The sequence below is a fragment of the Paenalcaligenes sp. GW821-LYS-B07-1 genome, assembly GCF_058803365.1.
Genome location: NZ_CM179516.1, coordinates 1,172,449 through 1,188,618, shown reverse-complemented (window position 1 = coordinate 1,188,618; position 16,170 = coordinate 1,172,449). Strand labels below are relative to the sequence as shown.

Here is a 16,170-nt window from a genome sequence, read left to right as displayed (position 1 = left end):
TAATGCGGCCGCATTACAGCAATGCGGAGTACTCCACACTACCCGGTGAGTACTCCCATTGCTCTCGCGATAGCGCCGCACGAATACGGGCAATAGCCTGACTGCGTAATTGCGAAACCCTACCCTCTGTGACTTCCATCACCATCGCTATCTCTTTTTGATTCAGGTCTTGCTCAAACTGTAACGACAGCAGTAGCTTTTCTCGTTCGGGCAATTGGTCAATAGCTGATATCAACGCGCCACGTAACGCTTGGGATTCTAGCTGCAACAGCGGATTTTCCAAAGGTGAAGACGGCTTTGCCCCCCCCGAGAGGAACTCCAAGGCGTCGCCAACCCCTTCTTCTCGCCTTGCCAAATCTTCATAGTGCAACACTTGCACACCGCTGGCTTCTTCTAGCAATTGGTAATACTGATCTATGGTGAGATCTAGCTGTTCAGCGATTTCAGACTCTAGTGGTTCGCGCATTAATTGCTGACGCAGCGCAGTGACTGCATTATCAATTTGGCGTGCCTTAGTGCGCACACTACGGGGTAACCAGTCTTGACTGCGTAGCTCATCAACCATGGCACCACGTATACGGGTCACGGCATAGGTTTCAAACTGCGCCTCTACCATCACTTGATAACGCCTAACGGCATCCAGCAAGCCGATCATACCGGCTTGGATAAGATCATCCAGCTCGACGCTGGAAGGCAGACGCGACACGAGCAGAAGCGCCTGTCGTCTTACGAGCGGCGCGTACTTCTCGATCAAAGCGTTTTCTGAAGCGGTCATGTGCGATAGATCCGGAAATGCTTACACATAATTTAGCTATTCTCAGGCCTACATCGCATTTGAGGTCTATGAATCAAACGCTGATTTTCACGCCTATTCGCACCATTAGCTCGGCTATTGCCCTTTAAGGGCCACTAAAGATTTTTCTTTGTGATCCGTTAAACCCTATAGATTCCTTATACCCTTACTGGCAGCCTTCCAGCTTGCCCTGTGCTAACCGTCCCGGATCGGAGACATCGCATGATCAACCCTACAGGACACACTTTATCGCTTTCTTCCACAGCGCTCATCTCCGCCCAACAAAATTTGGAATCGGATGCTGTTACTGAGGTTAATGCGGCGGTAACCGTGACTGAATCAGCAGCCACAGAGAAATCCACGGCCGATAAGCACCCCACTCCTTTTGGCAAACATACAGCTTATGAGTTTGAATGGGAAAAAAGCACGTTAGATAAAGCGCTGGAAACGCTGAATCAAGATATGCAGGCATGGTCTACGGGCTTGCGCTTTGACATAGACCCAGACACACAACGCATCGTGCTTTCTATCGTGGATAACGACAGTGGCGAAGTGATTCGCACAGTGCCCTCCGAGGCCGTCATGGCAGTCGCCAAAATGATTGCTCAATTCCAAGGAAAAGGCATCAGCACTAAGGCATAAATGGTAACGAAACCATTGATCTAAGGAACTTTAGGCACGCTAACAGTCGCTTTGTAAGCAGACTGACTCAGGCACAATACAGAACAAGGAGCTCGATTCATGGCAATTTCATCCGTTGGTGTAGGCTCAGGCCTACCTGTAGACAAAATTCTGGCTGACCTGCGCAAGGTAGAAAACATGTCGCTGGCGCTTATTCAAGACCGCAAATCAGCGGCCGAAGCACGCCTGTCTGGCTACAGCCAACTCAAAAGCTCGCTAGATGCGCTACAGGGCATAGGCAAAAAGCTAGCTGACCCCGCTGTATTCAGCGCTTACAAAGCCACTAGCTCCAACGAGGCCATACAAGTCACCGCCAATAACAAGTCTATTGCGGGCTCCTATGATGTGGAAGTTAAACACCTCGCCACGGCACAACGTCTGACTAAAACCGAAGATCGCACTAAGGTTCTGAGCGATCAAGAAGGTGGAAAAATCAGCGTCACCATGGAAAATGGTGATACGCACGAAGTGGATCTTGGTGGTTTCGAAAACACCATGGAAGGCATGGTTCAAGCCATTAATAGCGATCCAAAACTAGGCATACGCGCCACCCTAATTAACGATGACGGCGGTAAGTCTCACCTCGTTATCAGCTCCAGCAAAACAGGTACAGCGAACTCCGTTAGCAAAATCGAAGTCAAAGACAACGATCAACTGAACGATTTTCTTGGCTTTGATGCCAACAACACTAACTCCTTCACAGTACGAGCTGCCCAAAACGCTGAAATCAGCATTGATGGCATCACGATTACTAGCCAAAGCAACACCGTTGAAAACGCGATTGAAGGCGTTACGCTCACACTAAACCAAACCACTTCTGCCAGCGAAAATGGCAAACCTTCCAGAGTTGCTGTTACGCGTGATGACGCCGCCACCAGCAAACTGATCCAAGAGTTTGTGACGGCCTACAACAATCTGCACAGCACCATCGCTGCACAGACCAAATTCGACATAGACAAACAACAAGGCAGCGCCCTTACCGGCGAAGCTCTGCCACGTCGCATGCAAGCAGATATGCGCGAAGCCATCAGCTACAACTTAAGTAATGGTGATGTGCGCAACCTGTCTCAGCTAGGTATCAAGATCAACCCCAGCACAGGCGTGATGGAGCTGGATCAGAAAAAACTAGACGAAGCAATTAAAGAAAACTACAGCGATGTAGCGAAGCTTTTCTCTGGCGAAAAAGCCATAGGTCAGCGCTTAGTAGACAACACCGAAACTTACCTTAAGAAAAAAGATGGCTTATTGGCACTGACTAGCGACAGCATTACCAAAAACATCAAAGACATTGATAAGCAAATGCTTGCTGCTGAAACACGCATTGAAACCACCATGGAAGCTTACAGAAAGCAATTTTCCAGCTTAGACAAAATGATGAGTGATATGGGTGGTATCAGCAACTACCTAAGCCAACAACTTTCCATGCTTGGCAACATGAGCGATAAAAAATAGTTATGACTTACGCCCCCACTAGACGCGGCTACGGCCAACGATCGGTACAGACCTATGCCAACATAGGTCTGGAAACAGAAGTTCTTAGCGCCTCTCCAGAACGCCTGATCACTTTATTGTTTCAGGGGGCACGGGCCGCCATACTTCAAGCCAAACTGCATTTTGAAAAAAATAATATAGCCGAGCGTGGTAAGGCTATATCCAAAGCTATAGACATCGTCGATAGCGGCCTAAAAGCTGCAGTGAACACCGAAAAAGGTGGTGAGGTTGCACAAAATCTCATTGCTGCTTACGACATTGTCCTGCACCATTTACTGCGTGCAAATTTGGATGCTGACCGCACCAAACTAGATACTGCTGACAAGCTACTAGAAGAGCTTGGGCAAGCTTGGGTTACCGCCGTTGACCCACAACGCACCTAAAGAGGCGACCCCTCTTTTGACTGGCATCTCTACACCGAGCACCACCATCATGAGCACCAACAACCCCACCCTCCTACAACAGTACGAGACTATTGCAAACATCACCAGCAGCATGCTGCAACAAGCACAGCTTAATGCTTGGGATGAGGTGTTTACACTCAGCGAACGCTACATTGAAGCGGTAGATTGCTTACGCACTATGGATACGCTAAACAGCAGCGACCGCGAAGCTAGACGCGAACTGCTTTCACGCATACTGGAAGACGACGCCCAGATTCGTCACCTTGCCACACCTGAGCTGAAACGCTTGGACAAACTACTGGGCAACATGAAACGCCAACAGAATATTCTGCAAACGTACTACCCCAATACCGCTAGTCATCTATGAGCATAGGTGGTCACTCCCCTCTAGGCACTCTACTTATACAGCGTCTAGATGCGGCACTGGGTAATACCCTTGGCCAACAAAGCAACATCAGCTCGGGGGCTAGACCTGATGCCGTCAGCCAAGCACAGCACCCCGAGCGCAATCAACGCAGTGAAAACCCCACTTCGCGCCATCCACAACAAAGCGTGGAGCAGGCTACCCGTCATCAGCAAGGTAAGCAGCAACAACTTAGGCAAGATGTCAGCCTCAATAGACAGGCCGCTATAGAGTCGCTACTGCGACAAACCAGCACCTCAGCGACTAAATCAGCCCCCACCACATTAGGTAAAGCGGCACAAACCATTTTGCAAATCATTGATCGCTACCCAGAGATCAAGCAAGGGCTACAAGGTCGGCAACCACTGGCTAACAACGGCGACCTACGCACACTACTGCAAGCGGCGTTAACACAAGCACGCTCACACACAGTCAGCTCGTCGCAAACTCAGCAACCAGCGCCCCCACCACCCGCCACAGAACAATCCACCGCTACCGCACAACTCATGCGCCCAGCGCTTGCCTCTACAAGCCTACTGCAGCAGTTGGATACTGCGGCATTAGCGCAAAATTTCATGAAAGGCCTGCAACAAACCGTACAACATAGCGGCATGTTCTATGAGGCACAGCTTGCTCGTTTTGCCTTCGGTCAAGGTGCGCTGCATACCCTAACGCAGCAACCACAAAACCTGTTAACCAACAATACTGCGCAGAGTTCATCGCAAAACACGCAGCACGCCAAGCCCGAAAGCGGTTCTGCCTCTACAGCACAAACCACCGCCACACTTGCCGCCACAGATAGCAGCGACTCCCCACACTCGTTGCTCATACGACAGCAACTTGAAGTGCTCGCTAATCAGCAATTTCAATGGCGTGGCGAGGCTTGGCAAAATGTACCGCTAGACTGGCTCATTCAACGCAAACAACAACACGAAGGCTCAGCCAATCACAAACGCACTGTTAGTAGCCAACAATGGGATAGCCACTTACGCATGCAGCTCCCATTACTAGGCACAGTAGAAGTGGCTCTGACCTTGGTAGATAAACAGCTATCCCTACGCATCACTGCACCGGATGGTCATAACTCCTTGAATGCGCACTTACCTGCCCTACAAAATAGGTTGTCTGCATTAGGCTTCAACTTGCATACTCTAAGCCTGCACGATACCCCATTACTGCCACCCGCCTCTGACGCATCATGACGGATAAAATTTTCTCATCGCCGTTACGACCTAGCGCCGTCGCATTGCGCTACGATGCGCATGACCCCGCACCCAAGGTTGTCGCCAAGGGCTACGGCAACATTGCTGAAACCATCATCCAAACAGCCGAAGCTAACGGACTACATATACATGAGTCGCGTGAACTGGTGAGTTTACTAATGCAGGTTGATCTGGACGCTCATATTCCTCCACAACTTTATCAAGTAGTGGCTGAATTACTGGCATGGGTATACAGCATTGAAAATCTAGATACTCAGCCCCTCACCTCATCTGAAAAAAACCATAAGGCTTGAAAAGCCCACTTTTTTGGCGGTAGATACACCGCTTACCTTAGTGCGTACACAGGTACAGTAGGCTGTGTAATCGACTCATTATGACAATGGGTTCCGTGCACCACTTTGGACGAGTTTTAAATGTCTACCTCCATGCTTTCCAGCCTAGAGTCTGTCTTGGCAAAAATGCAGGCCCTTAGCGACGTTGCAGCCAATCGCCCTGCCAGCGCTCATCAGGCCAGCTCTACCGAATCCGGTTTTGCAGCCGAACTGTCACGTTCTCTGCAACGCCTGTCAGCCATGCAAAACCAAGCTCAAGATCAAGCCAAAGCGTTTGAGGCCGGTGTACCTGGCATTGCTCTAAACGACGTAATGATTGATATGCAAACCGCTAGCGTTGCTTTCCAAACCACTGTTCAAGTGCGTAACCGCTTAGTTGCTGCTTACCAAGAGATCGCCAGCATGCCGGTATAAGCCCAGGCTTTTATCGTTGCTGTTATTAAAGTCATTCTCGTTTTCATGTTTTTACATGGTCGTATCTACTACTCCCGCACAGTCCTGTCGCGACATCGCGATGCATTAAGATGAGGTAATCTGTCGTGAATCAGGCAGTGCAGATTTTTTCGCGCGTTCCCGGTTTTTCTAAAATCATGGCCCTTCCCCGACCTCTGCAGTTGGGTATCGCTGCTGCCATGATTGCTCTGGTTGCTGTCGCAGCCATGTGGGCTCGCAAACCTGACTACAGTGTGTTGTTCTCCAACTTGGATGATCGCGATGGCGGTGCCATTGTGAACGCACTAACGCAACTCAATATTCCTTACCAGTTCTCGGATAACGGCACAGCCATTCTGGTCCCCCAGGCACAAGTGCCTGAAGCCCGTATGCAGTTGGCAAGCCAAGGCTTACCCAAAGCAGGAAACGTTGGTTTTGAGTTGCTGGATCAATCTCGTTTTGGTGCCAGCCAATTTACCGAGCAAGTGACGTACCAACGCGCACTTGAGGGTGAGCTCGCTAACTCCATTCAAGCGCTGCACGCCGTACAAGAAGCGCGAGTGCATTTGGCGATTCCTCGGGAAACGCTGTTTGTGCGTGACCGACAAGAGCCCACCGCTTCAGTACTGTTAAGCCTGTACCCCGGTCGCAGTTTGGGCGAGGACCAAGTGTCTGCCATCACATGGTTAGTATCCTCTAGTGTGCCAAACCTGAATGCTCAGAACGTGTCCGTGGTAGACCAAAACGGCAGATTGCTAACTATGCCTGCTGGCGAAGGCGGCATGAATAGCCAACAGCAGAATCTGGTTAACGATATTGAACACCGTTCTGTACAACGTATTTTGACGCTGTTAAATCCCATTCTTGGCCCGGGTAATGTACGAGCCCAAGTTAGTGCCGACATGGATTTTGCCAAGCGTGAGGAAACATCGGAAATCTACCGACCCAACCAACGCCCTGGTGAAGCTGCTGTACGCAGCGAGCAAAGCAGCACATCCATCAACAACAATAGCTTGCCTGCCGAAGGTGTACCGGGCGCACTCAGTAACCAACCCCCAGTTGATCCTGTTGCTCCGATTATTACGCCTGAAGCCCCAGCAGATGCCAATGCTACAGCCACCGCTACTCAACAAGACCCTCAACAAAACAGCTTGCGTAACCTGAATGAGCAAGCCAGAGAAGTCTCTGCTACTGGCAACGCACGTCGCGATGTCACCACTAACTATGAAGTAGACCGCACGATCAGCCACATCAAAGGCCCTAATGGCCAGTTGAAACGCTTGTCGGTGGCTGTAGTGGTGAATTACCGCTTAGACCAAGGCGAATTAGTAGCGTTGGACGAAAACGAATTGGAAAACATTCGTGAGCTCGTTAAGCAAGCGGTGGGCTTTTCCGTAGACCGAGGCGACAGCATCAGCGTAGTCAACAGCCGTTTCAGTGATGTACCTGATACCTCCGTTCCTTTCTGGAAAAACAACGACTATCTAGAGCTAGGCATGTCCCTCATCAAATATCTGTTGTTAGCGGTACTGTTCTTCGTGTTTTGGCGCATTGTGGTCAACCCAATCATCCAAGGGTTTATCCAAGCATCTGCTCAAGCTGATGCCCGTCGTGCTGAACAAGAGCAAGACTTGGAGCGCCAGCAATTAGCCCAAGACCGAGCTACTGAAATCAATCGTTATGAAGACAACCTGAGCACCGCACGTTCTATGGCTGAGCAAGACCCACGAGCCGTAGCCATGGTATTGCGCAGTTGGATGAGCAAAGAAAATAAAGATGAAAAGCGCGGATAATAAACTGAGAGAAAGTGCCATCCTCATGATGGCCATAGGCGAAGATGCCGCCGCAGAAGTGTTCAAGTTCCTGAACCCCAAAGAGGTTCAAGAGCTGGGTTCAGCCATGGCTAGCCTGAAGCAACTGACTCGCGCCGACATGGACGCTATTTTGGAAGAGTTCAGACAAGAGGCCGATCAGTTCATGGCCGTCACACTGGACTCCAACGAGTACATTCGTTCGGTACTCAATAAAGCGCTGGGTACAGATAGAGCCGCAGGCTTGATCGAAGATATTCTGGAAGCTGGTGACGGCGTTAGCAGCGGGATAGATGCACTGAACTGGCTGGATGCACACAGTGTTGCCGAACTGATTAGCGACGAACACCCCCAAATTATTGCCACTATTTTGGTGCACTTGGAGCGTGATCGCGCCGCCGACATTCTGACAGAACTGCCTGAGCGTTTGCGTGATGACGTCATTCTACGTGTGGCTACCTTTGGTGGTGTACAGCCTAATGCCTTGCACGAATTAACCGAAGTGTTAAATGGCATGCTGTCTGGTCAAGGTGCCAAACGCAGCAAAATGGGTGGTACTCGTACTGCAGCTGAGATTCTGAACTACTTGAGCGCCAGCGACGAAGAGTCTGTAATCAAGAGTTTGCGTGGTATTGATAATGACCTGACCGACCGTATCGTGGAAGAAATGTTTGTCTTTGATAACTTGGCAGACATTGAAGATACGGCAATCCAGCTCATCCTCAAAGAAACAGAAACTGCATCCCTGACTATTGCACTAAAAGGTGCCACGGACGAGCTGCGCGACAAATTCTTCAAAAACATGTCCAACCGTGCCGCCGATATGCTGCGCGAAGACTTGGATGCTCAAGGCCCTGTACGTATGTCCAAGGTGGAACAAGAGCAAAAAGCCATTGTGGAAGTGGCCCGTCGCTTGGCCGAGAGCGGTCAAATCACCTTGGGTGGCTTAGGAAGCGACGAGTATGTCTAATCACACCCCCTCCTCCCCTTATGGTCATTGGCAACGCTGGGAAATGCAGGCGTTTGAACTGCCAGAAGTAGCAGGCAAACAGCGTAAACGCGATGACACAGCCAAACCAGCCATGCCGGATGTGGCACAACTCATGGCCGAAATTGAACAACTGCGCCAAGCCGCTGTTCAACGCGGCCACGCCGAAGGCTACCAAGAGGGTTACGCAAAAGGCCACGAACAAGGGGTTGCTGAGGGGCTAGTGAATGGTAAAAACCAAGGTCACGAAGAAGGCCTAGCCCAAGGTAAAGAGCAAGGCTTTGCTGAAGGCCAACATCTGGCGCAGCAACAAGCTGAGCAATTAAGCACACTTTTAAGCGGCACCCAAAGCCACCTAGAAAACCTGTATGGCGAAATGGGCGAGGCGCTACTTAATACTGCCGTGCGCATTGCCAGTCATGTGGTTCAACAAACACTGACATCACAACCAGAACAGCTCCTGCACCTTATACGTACACTGTTGGAGTCCAACATGGATGACCAAAGCGGCATCACATTCTATGTGAGCCCAAGTGATCACACCTTGGTGCACGATTACCTGCAACAGCAAGAGCACTTACCCTCCTGGCGCGTCCTAGAAGATGAAAGCATCACCGCTGGCGGTTGCCGTGTACGCACAGCACTGGGCGATATAGATGCCACCTTAGAAACACGCTGGCATAGAGCAATTCATACCCTCAATCTTGCTACACCCGAAGCGAGTGAACTGGAACTATCATGAGCACGCTGCCAGCCTCCCTTCCTTCTCGCTGGCAAGCTCAACTGCAAAATGCGGTCTTGCGAGTAGAGTCTACCGATCCACTGTTGTATAGCGGCCGTGTGGTACGCGCGACCGGATTGGTCATTGAAGCAACGGGGCTGCGCTTACCTGTAGGGTCAGCATGCCGTATTGAGCTGTCTTCAGCCCAAGGGTTATGGGCCGATGCCGAAGTCGTAGGGTTTGAAAACGGCAAACTGTTTTTAATGCCTCAAGGTGATACCGCTGGGCTAACACCGGGTGCTCGCGTGCTGCCTTTAGAGGCCAGCTATGACGCACCCATTGCGCTACCCAAAGACGGACAAGCCACACCACCGCCACCACCCGCCATCACCCACCATCTACCGGTAGGCGATCATTTGTTAGGACGCGTGCTGGATGCCTCAGGTCGAGCATTAGATGGTTTCTCAGAACCGTCTACCGCCAAAACCGCTAGCCTACACAGCGCGCTTATTAACCCCTTAGCGCGAGCCCCCATTGATACGGTACTAGACGTAGGCGTCAAAGCCATCAACGCCTTACTGACCGTAGGCAGAGGCCAACGTATGGGGCTTTTTGCTGGCTCAGGGGTAGGTAAAAGTGTGCTGTTAGGCATGATGGCCCGCTACACCCAAGCCGATATTATTGTGGTGGGTTTGATTGGTGAGCGCGGTAGAGAGGTTAAAGAGTTTATCGAACACAACTTAGGGCCTGAAGGTCTGAAGCGTGCGGTAGTCGTTGCTGCACCAGCAGATGTGTCTCCCTTGCTGCGCTTACAAGGTGCAGTGTACGCCACACGTATTGCAGAGTACTTCCGTGATCAAGGCAAACACGTTTTGCTAATCATGGACTCCCTCACCCGTTACGCCATGGCACAGCGGGAAATTGCCTTGGCCGTGGGTGAGCCACCGGCCACCAAAGGCTACCCACCATCTGTTTTTGCCAAGCTACCAGCACTAGTAGAACGCGCCGGTAATGGTGCGGTGAACCAACAAGGTAAAGCAGGTTCTATCACTGCTTTCTACACCGTTCTAACCGAAGGCGATGATCAGCAAGATCCTATCGCTGACTCTGCACGTGCCATTTTGGATGGCCACATTGTGCTGTCTAGAAGTCTAGCCGAAACCGGCCACTATCCCGCTATTGATATTGAAGCCTCCATTTCACGCGTGATGTCTGCCGTGGTGCCTCCTGAACAAATACAGTGCGTGCACCGTTTCAAGGGACTGATTTCTCGCTATCAACGCAATCATGACCTGATTGCGGTAGGTGCTTACACCAAAGGTAATGACCCAGCTATTGATGAAGCCATAGATCGCTTCCCTTGGTTGGAGAGTTTTCTTAAACAGGACGTCAATGAGCAAGTGGATTACAACGACTCCGTTGCGCTGCTACGCACTGTCCTGAACTCAGGAAGCAATAGCCTATGAAACCGCAGCACTCTCTAGACATGTTGATTGAGCTTAGCGAGCATCGTCGTGATGAAGTCGCTCAGCGCTTGGCAGCTCTAAACCAAAGCCACAATGCCGCTCAACAGCAGCTCAACATGCTGCATGAGTACCGCCAAGACTATGCCCAGCGCTTACTAGAGGCAGGCCAAAATGGCGTTGCCATGTCGAACTACATGAATTTTCAGCGCTTTATCGGCACTTTGGATGAAGCCATTCAGCAGCAAAATACTATATTGGGTCAGTTGTCAGAAAAAATCAGCAAAGAGCAAGCACTATGGCTAGAAGAAAAGAAACGCCTACATGCTTATGAAACTTTGCACGCCCGTCGTCAGGCCGAATGGCAGCGCGTACAAGCGCGCCAAGAACAACGCCTAAACGATGAGTTTTCGGCAGCTTTATTCCAGCGTTTACACCCTACCAATTAGTCCGAGGCAGTTATGACTACACAGGCTCTTACTCTGGTTACTTCTGTTCCAGCCAGTGCGCCCCCCACCTCCGCTGCACAACCCAATACCGAAACAGAGAGTTTTGCTTCGGTATTGGCCTCGCAGAACGACGTGGCTGACGGCAGCGAAGCGGCAACGGATTCCGTATTAGCCACACCCGGTCAGCTGCCTTTTAACAAACAAAAAACCGACTCATTGTCTGAGCCTGCATCGCAACCTGATGACGACACTGATTCTGCATTAAATCTAATTGCTACCACTCTATTCATTGCAGCAGAGTCTGCCAGCATACAACAAGGGTTACGCCAGCAACCTGTAGCCACTGAAGGCGTAGAGCACAACACATCTAAGCCTCGCAATCTGCCTACAGAAAAACTGCTGCAAGCTACGGAAGCACGTCTACAAACAACGGCTCAACCAACAGAAAAACGGGTTGCTGATACACGTACCCTTCAACAGGCAACAACCACAGCAGCTACGTTACCCGCTGCTAGCAGTGCTGATACATCGACTGAAACTGATGCTGCAACCATGACTGAAGTGGCCAAACCTGCCACCAACAAAACAGACACTACCGCGACACTGCTCAGTACTGCACAAACTAACAACAAGAACTCAAACAATACTGACAACATCAAGGCGGTATTAACCACCGTGCCAGCAGCTGCAACTACACCGCCTGTTGCTCATGTTGAAACTGTGGCTCAAACAGCCGATATTCCTGCGGTCACCACAGCCATCACCGGTGCAGCATCGTCTATTACCACCGCTGCTGTCCCTAGCTCCTCACCTGTGTTGCAAGCCAGTTTGAATCAACCGGTAGACTCCACCACCTGGGGACAAGAATTCAGCAAAACCATGCTGAGCTTCTCTAGACAAGGGGTACAACACGCCGAATTACGACTGGATCCACCTGAGCTTGGTCCGCTGCGTATTAGCTTAAAACTCAGCGACAACGTTGCCCATGCCTACATTGTGTCGGCACATGCCAATGTACGTCAGGCTGTGGAACAAGCCTTGCCACAGTTGCAACAAGCCTTGGCACAAAACGGATTATCTCTGGGTCAGGCCGATGTCAGCGATCAACCCTCTGATCAAGCGTTTTTCTCTCAACAACAAGGTCACGGCTCAGACTCCAACTCAGCATCATCCAGTCGCTTTGATGATCTCTTACACGGGCGATCCTCTGCTACCACCGAGACCATTGCTCCACCTGTTCGACGAGCCATACCGGATGCCTTGATTGATACCTTTGCGTAAGGCATACCTGATCCAACGTTTTTATTTAGCACACCATAAAGAGTGGATTAAGACGGCAATACCTGCCTTATTCCACGGCATTTGAATTGACCACCTGGGGCACAATGTCCTAGGGCTTTTTTTGCTGCGACACAGAATTTCGCGCGACATTGTTACTATGGCTACTTCTACTACAGTTCGCTCCAAAAACGCATCCTCATCAGCGACTACCCCCGTTGAGCGACCACGCCGTCGCCCAGCGCGTTCTGGGTTTTCTCGCTTTCTAAAGAATTTGCTTATTGTCTTGCTGATTATTGCAGCCAGCGTAGGGGCAACGTTGTACTACTCGTGGCAACAAGGCGGTATTACTTTCTTTGCCGCGCCTAACGACAACGCTACCGAGCAAGCCACCGAAGACGCAGAAAAACCAGCAGCCAAACCTGCTGCTCCCGCGGTCGCGCCCAAACCTATTTTCACCTCGCTTGAGCCTTTCACGGTCACACTAAATGATGGTCAACGCTCGCGTATTCTTTACACCGCCTTGACGCTGCGTGTAGAAGACGAAGACACCCGTTTGTTGTTAGGTGAATTTATGCCAGTGGTTCGCGATCGCGTACTCAAAACCCTGTCAGCTCAGAACCCTTTCTATGTGCAAACACCACAAGGTAGAGAAGAGCTGGTGAATGCACTCACGATGGTTTTGAATGCACCTTACGAGCCTAGCTCTGTAAAACCGCGCATCGCCAACGTTTTATTCACCGCTTTTGTGGTCCAGTAAATGTCGTACCAAAGCTTTTTATCACAAGACGAAGTCGATGCCCTGCTGGCGGGTGTCACCGGTGAAGGTGCCGAGAACACCAGCAAAGAACTGCCATCCAGCGGTGTAAGGCCTTATGACTTAGCGTCACCCGAGCGAGTCATCCGACATCGCATGCAAACGCTTGAACTAATCAACGAGCGTTTTGCTCGTCGTTTGCGCAGCACCATGCTCAGTTTTATGCGCCGCAATGCGGACATTACTGTTGGCACCATCAAAGTACAAAAATACAGTGACTTTGAGCGTAATTTGCCGGTGCCCAGCAACCTGAATATGGTGAACCTGAAGCCGTTGCGCGGTATTTCGCTGTTCACGTTTGACCCCAGCTTGGTGTTCCTGATCATCGACAGTTTATTCGGCGGCCATGGTCGTTACAGCACTCGCGTAGAAGGTAGAGATTTCACCGTTACCGAGCAACGCATCATTCAGCGTTTGCTCACGCACACACTGGAAAACTATTGCGAAGCTTGGGAAAACGTCTACAAGCTTGAGTACGAATATGTGCGTTCAGAAATGCACACCAAGTTCGCCAGCATTAGTTCAGGCAACGACTTGGTGGTCGTAACGTCATTCAACATCGAGTTTGGTGCACAAGGTGGCAATCTGAATATTTGCCTGCCCTACTCCATGATTGAACCAGTACGTGATTTATTGACACGCCCTCTGCAAGATACCAGCAGCAGCGCGATTGATCAGCGCTGGACCCAACAACTGACACGCCAAGTACGTAGCGCCGATGTAGAACTGGTCGCGGATTTCCAGAAAATCCACACCTCTATTTCCTCGTTGATGCAACTGCAAGTGGGCGATGTACTCCCTATTGATATTCCCGAACGCATCTTTGCACACGTTGATGGCGTACCCATCATGGAATGCCAATACGGCACCTCCAATGGGCATATGGCACTGCGCGTACAAAAAGTTCTGACCTATACAGAACCTGATTTCCGAAAAGTGAACTTACATGACAGAACCTCAGAATAACAACCCCACACCGCCTGTTTCTTCTGATGACAACACCGAGCTAGACTGGGATGCTGCCATGGCTGAACAACTGGCTGGTCAGAGTGACGATAAATCCTCATCTACCCAAGCGGCCGGTCTGGAAAACCTGAATGATGATTGGGCTTCAGCATTAGCGGAGCAAACTGCTGCCACCCCTACTTCACTAGAGCCAGAAAGCGGTGCACCTAAACCTAACGCGATTTTCCCGCCACTGAGCAGTGCTGCCGGTAGCAGCCACAGTGATATAGACATGATCATGGATATTCCAGTTCAGTTGTCTGTAGAGCTGGGCCGCACCCGCCTGACCATCAAAAACATCCTACAACTGGGACAAGGTTCCGTTGTAGAGCTAGATGGCCTAGCCGGTGAGCCTATGGATATTTTCGTGAATGGCTACTTAATCGCCCAAGGCGAAGTCGTGGTGGTGGATGAAAAATACGGTATTCGTGTAACCGATATCATTACCCCTTCCGACCGTATCCAACGCCTGAATACGCGTAGATAAGCACCATGAACGAAGCCGACCTACTACGAATCAGCGCAAGCCTGATTGCTGTCATTCTACTGATCGTAGTAGGTGGGTGGCTGGCCAAACGCACCAAGCTCTTGCGCCCTACAGGTAAAAAGCCCTTGATTACCATACTAGACAAACAGGGTGTGGGGCCACGTATGCATGTGCTACTGGTAGAAAGTGAAGGCCAGAAACTACTGTTGGGTGTCACACCTCAGCAGATCAATTTGTTGCACCGTTTTGAATCCTCCGCTGCGACACCAGAGAGTTTTCAACACCATCTGCAACAACGCCAACATGAGCAGAATTCAACCTCTTAATCGGCTAGCTGATCGCCTGCCCCTACGCCGTTTTTGGCTACTGTCGGGCTGTGCTCTGATCGCTATGCTGCTGTATTTGTATCCGCTGGATGTCTGGGCACAAGCCAGCTTACCGGCCTTTACCACTACCCCTACCGACGACGGCGGACAACGCTGGTCATTAAGCCTAGAGACCTTGGCTTTACTGACCATGATGTCGTTCTTGCCTGCCATCCTGTTATTGATGACAGGTTTCACCCGTATTGTGATTGTGCTGGGCTTGCTACGTAACGCCATGGGTACTGGTAGTGCTCCACCTAATATGGTGTTAATTGGCCTGGCGCTGTTTCTGACCTTCTTTACGATGGGGCCAGTGTTCGAGCAAATACACGAACAAGCCTATGCGCCACTCTCCCGTGCTGAGATCTCCTTTCCTGAAGCCTTAGAACGCGGAAGCCAGCCCCTGAAAACGTTCATGCTGCACCAAACACGTGAAACCGACCTGAAACTGTTTAGCGAAATGGCTGGTGTAAGCAATCTGGAATCCCCGACTGATGTGCCATTGCGCGTCTTAGCACCAGCGTTTATCACCAGTGAACTGAAAACCGCTTTTCAAATAGGCTTCACGATTTTCATCCCCTTTCTCATCATAGACTTGGTGATTGCCAGTGTGCTGATGTCGCTAGGGATGATGATGGTGCCACCGGTCACCATCTCGCTACCGTTTAAGCTCATGCTTTTTGTGCTGGCAGACGGTTGGAATTTGCTGCTGGGCTCTCTAGCGCGCAGCTTCTATATTTGAGGTAAAGAGCATGACCGCTGAAACCGTCATGACCATGACCTACATGGCACTGAAAATAGCATTGACCATTGCCGGTCCCCTGCTGTTAGTCACACTAACCGTAGGTTTAGCCATCAGTATTTTCCAAGCCGCTACACAGATCAATGAAATGACGCTGTCATTCATTCCTAAGTTGTTGGCCGTAGGCATTACCATTGTGCTGTTAGGCCCTTGGCTAATCAGTACCTTAGTGGACTACATACAAAGCCTGTTTTCCTCTATTCCAGGCTTGGTGCAGTAGCACTT

The 16,170-nt window shown here is 50.6% G+C and carries 20 protein-coding genes; 19 read left to right on the top strand and 1 reads right to left on the bottom strand.

Going from position 1 to position 16,170, the window contains the following annotated elements; all coding sequences use genetic code 11:
• Window positions 1-13: 13 nt before the first annotated feature.
• The gene (locus tag AC3QL0_RS05570) at window positions 14-775 is read right to left on the bottom strand and encodes an RNA polymerase sigma factor FliA (protein WP_493010447.1); all 762 of its coding nucleotides are present in this window, start codon (window positions 773-775) and stop codon (window positions 14-16) included.
• Window positions 776-1,015: 240 nt separating this feature from the next.
• Here AC3QL0_RS05570 and AC3QL0_RS05565 point away from each other — a divergent pair, with 240 nt between their 5' ends.
• The 19 genes from AC3QL0_RS05565 to fliQ all read left to right on the top strand — a co-directional run bounded on the left by AC3QL0_RS05565 (window position 1,016) and on the right by fliQ (window position 16,165).
• Entirely contained in the window at window positions 1,016-1,435 is a 420-nt protein-coding gene (locus AC3QL0_RS05565) for a flagellar protein FlaG (protein ID WP_493010446.1), read from the top strand.
• 99 nt (window positions 1,436-1,534) lie between these two features.
• Window positions 1,535-2,926 (top strand): flagellar filament capping protein FliD, encoded by a 1,392-nt coding sequence (gene fliD / locus AC3QL0_RS05560; protein ID WP_493010445.1) that lies wholly within the window; start codon window positions 1,535-1,537, stop codon window positions 2,924-2,926.
• A 2-nt stretch (window positions 2,927-2,928) separates the two neighbouring features.
• On the top strand, window positions 2,929-3,348 hold the full coding sequence (gene fliS / locus AC3QL0_RS05555) for a flagellar export chaperone FliS (RefSeq protein ID WP_493010444.1): 420 nt from the start codon (window positions 2,929-2,931) through the stop codon (window positions 3,346-3,348).
• A 16-nt stretch (window positions 3,349-3,364) separates the two neighbouring features.
• Window positions 3,365-3,736 (top strand): flagellar protein FliT, encoded by a 372-nt coding sequence (locus tag AC3QL0_RS05550; RefSeq protein ID WP_493010443.1) that lies wholly within the window; start codon window positions 3,365-3,367, stop codon window positions 3,734-3,736.
• Entirely contained in the window at window positions 3,733-4,974 is a 1,242-nt protein-coding gene (gene fliK / locus AC3QL0_RS05545) for a flagellar hook-length control protein FliK (protein ID WP_493010442.1), read from the top strand. The genes AC3QL0_RS05550 and fliK overlap by 4 nt, the downstream gene beginning before the upstream one ends.
• Entirely contained in the window at window positions 4,971-5,288 is a 318-nt protein-coding gene (locus AC3QL0_RS05540; protein ID WP_493010441.1) for an EscU/YscU/HrcU family type III secretion system export apparatus switch protein, read from the top strand. The genes fliK and AC3QL0_RS05540 overlap by 4 nt, the downstream gene beginning before the upstream one ends.
• A gap of 120 nt (window positions 5,289-5,408) precedes the next feature.
• Window positions 5,409-5,741 carry a flagellar hook-basal body complex protein FliE gene (gene fliE / locus AC3QL0_RS05535; RefSeq protein ID WP_493010440.1) on the top strand — a complete coding sequence of 111 codons (333 nt, stop codon included), beginning with the start codon at window positions 5,409-5,411 and terminating at the stop codon, window positions 5,739-5,741.
• A gap of 125 nt (window positions 5,742-5,866) precedes the next feature.
• The gene (gene fliF, locus AC3QL0_RS05530) at window positions 5,867-7,552 is read left to right on the top strand and encodes a flagellar basal-body MS-ring/collar protein FliF (RefSeq protein ID WP_493010439.1); all 1,686 of its coding nucleotides are present in this window, start codon (window positions 5,867-5,869) and stop codon (window positions 7,550-7,552) included.
• Complete coding sequence (gene fliG / locus AC3QL0_RS05525) at window positions 7,536-8,540, top strand: flagellar motor switch protein FliG (RefSeq protein WP_135865348.1); 1,005 nt, start codon at window positions 7,536-7,538, stop codon at window positions 8,538-8,540. Before fliF ends, fliG begins: the two co-directional genes overlap by 17 nt.
• On the top strand, window positions 8,533-9,300 hold the full coding sequence (gene fliH / locus AC3QL0_RS05520; protein WP_493010438.1) for a flagellar assembly protein FliH: 768 nt from the start codon (window positions 8,533-8,535) through the stop codon (window positions 9,298-9,300). The genes fliG and fliH overlap by 8 nt, the downstream gene beginning before the upstream one ends.
• Window positions 9,297-10,745, top strand: coding sequence for a flagellar protein export ATPase FliI (gene fliI, locus AC3QL0_RS05515; RefSeq protein WP_493010437.1), 1,449 nt, complete (start codon window positions 9,297-9,299; stop codon window positions 10,743-10,745). The genes fliH and fliI overlap by 4 nt, the downstream gene beginning before the upstream one ends.
• The gene (fliJ, locus tag AC3QL0_RS05510) at window positions 10,742-11,191 is read left to right on the top strand and encodes a flagellar export protein FliJ (protein ID WP_493010436.1); all 450 of its coding nucleotides are present in this window, start codon (window positions 10,742-10,744) and stop codon (window positions 11,189-11,191) included. The genes fliI and fliJ overlap by 4 nt, the downstream gene beginning before the upstream one ends.
• 12 nt (window positions 11,192-11,203) lie before the next feature.
• Window positions 11,204-12,472: a flagellar hook-length control protein FliK gene (locus AC3QL0_RS05505; protein ID WP_493010435.1), complete on the top strand. Its 1,269-nt coding sequence runs from the start codon at window positions 11,204-11,206 to the stop codon at window positions 12,470-12,472.
• Between the two features lie 157 nt (window positions 12,473-12,629).
• The gene (locus AC3QL0_RS05500; protein WP_493010434.1) at window positions 12,630-13,229 is read left to right on the top strand and encodes a flagellar basal body-associated FliL family protein; all 600 of its coding nucleotides are present in this window, start codon (window positions 12,630-12,632) and stop codon (window positions 13,227-13,229) included.
• Window positions 13,230-14,252 (top strand): flagellar motor switch protein FliM, encoded by a 1,023-nt coding sequence (fliM, locus tag AC3QL0_RS05495; protein WP_493010433.1) that lies wholly within the window; start codon window positions 13,230-13,232, stop codon window positions 14,250-14,252.
• Window positions 14,233-14,778 carry a flagellar motor switch protein FliN gene (gene fliN / locus AC3QL0_RS05490; RefSeq protein ID WP_493010432.1) on the top strand — a complete coding sequence of 182 codons (546 nt, stop codon included), beginning with the start codon at window positions 14,233-14,235 and terminating at the stop codon, window positions 14,776-14,778. The genes fliM and fliN overlap by 20 nt, the downstream gene beginning before the upstream one ends.
• 5 nt (window positions 14,779-14,783) lie before the next feature.
• Complete coding sequence (locus AC3QL0_RS05485) at window positions 14,784-15,104, top strand: FliO/MopB family protein (protein WP_493010431.1); 321 nt, start codon at window positions 14,784-14,786, stop codon at window positions 15,102-15,104.
• Entirely contained in the window at window positions 15,082-15,885 is an 804-nt protein-coding gene (fliP, locus tag AC3QL0_RS05480; RefSeq protein WP_493010430.1) for a flagellar type III secretion system pore protein FliP, read from the top strand. Before AC3QL0_RS05485 ends, fliP begins: the two co-directional genes overlap by 23 nt.
• 10 nt (window positions 15,886-15,895) lie before the next feature.
• Entirely contained in the window at window positions 15,896-16,165 is a 270-nt protein-coding gene (gene fliQ / locus AC3QL0_RS05475; protein WP_493010429.1) for a flagellar biosynthesis protein FliQ, read from the top strand.
• The last annotated feature ends 5 nt before the right edge of the window (window positions 16,166-16,170 follow it).

Bases quoted from the DNA above. Each gene is read 5' to 3' on its own strand.
- AC3QL0_RS05570 (WP_493010447.1), bottom strand. From the start codon at position 775: ATGACCGCTTCAGAAAACGCTTTGATCGAGAAGTACGCGCCGCTCGTA.
- AC3QL0_RS05565 (WP_493010446.1), top strand. From the start codon at position 1,016: ATGATCAACCCTACAGGACACACTTTATCGCTTTCTTCCACAGCGCTC.
- fliD (WP_493010445.1), top strand. From the start codon at position 1,535: ATGGCAATTTCATCCGTTGGTGTAGGCTCAGGCCTACCTGTAGACAAA.
- fliS (WP_493010444.1), top strand. From the start codon at position 2,929: ATGACTTACGCCCCCACTAGACGCGGCTACGGCCAACGATCGGTACAG.
- fliK (WP_493010442.1), top strand. From the start codon at position 3,733: ATGAGCATAGGTGGTCACTCCCCTCTAGGCACTCTACTTATACAGCGT.
- AC3QL0_RS05540 (WP_493010441.1), top strand. From the start codon at position 4,971: ATGACGGATAAAATTTTCTCATCGCCGTTACGACCTAGCGCCGTCGCA.
- fliE (WP_493010440.1), top strand. From the start codon at position 5,409: ATGTCTACCTCCATGCTTTCCAGCCTAGAGTCTGTCTTGGCAAAAATG.
- fliG (WP_135865348.1), top strand. From the start codon at position 7,536: ATGAAAAGCGCGGATAATAAACTGAGAGAAAGTGCCATCCTCATGATG.
- fliH (WP_493010438.1), top strand. From the start codon at position 8,533: ATGTCTAATCACACCCCCTCCTCCCCTTATGGTCATTGGCAACGCTGG.
- fliI (WP_493010437.1), top strand. From the start codon at position 9,297: ATGAGCACGCTGCCAGCCTCCCTTCCTTCTCGCTGGCAAGCTCAACTG.
- fliJ (WP_493010436.1), top strand. From the start codon at position 10,742: ATGAAACCGCAGCACTCTCTAGACATGTTGATTGAGCTTAGCGAGCAT.
- AC3QL0_RS05505 (WP_493010435.1), top strand. From the start codon at position 11,204: ATGACTACACAGGCTCTTACTCTGGTTACTTCTGTTCCAGCCAGTGCG.
- AC3QL0_RS05500 (WP_493010434.1), top strand. From the start codon at position 12,630: ATGGCTACTTCTACTACAGTTCGCTCCAAAAACGCATCCTCATCAGCG.
- fliM (WP_493010433.1), top strand. From the start codon at position 13,230: ATGTCGTACCAAAGCTTTTTATCACAAGACGAAGTCGATGCCCTGCTG.
- fliN (WP_493010432.1), top strand. From the start codon at position 14,233: ATGACAGAACCTCAGAATAACAACCCCACACCGCCTGTTTCTTCTGAT.
- AC3QL0_RS05485 (WP_493010431.1), top strand. From the start codon at position 14,784: ATGAACGAAGCCGACCTACTACGAATCAGCGCAAGCCTGATTGCTGTC.
- fliP (WP_493010430.1), top strand. From the start codon at position 15,082: ATGAGCAGAATTCAACCTCTTAATCGGCTAGCTGATCGCCTGCCCCTA.
- fliQ (WP_493010429.1), top strand. From the start codon at position 15,896: ATGACCGCTGAAACCGTCATGACCATGACCTACATGGCACTGAAAATA.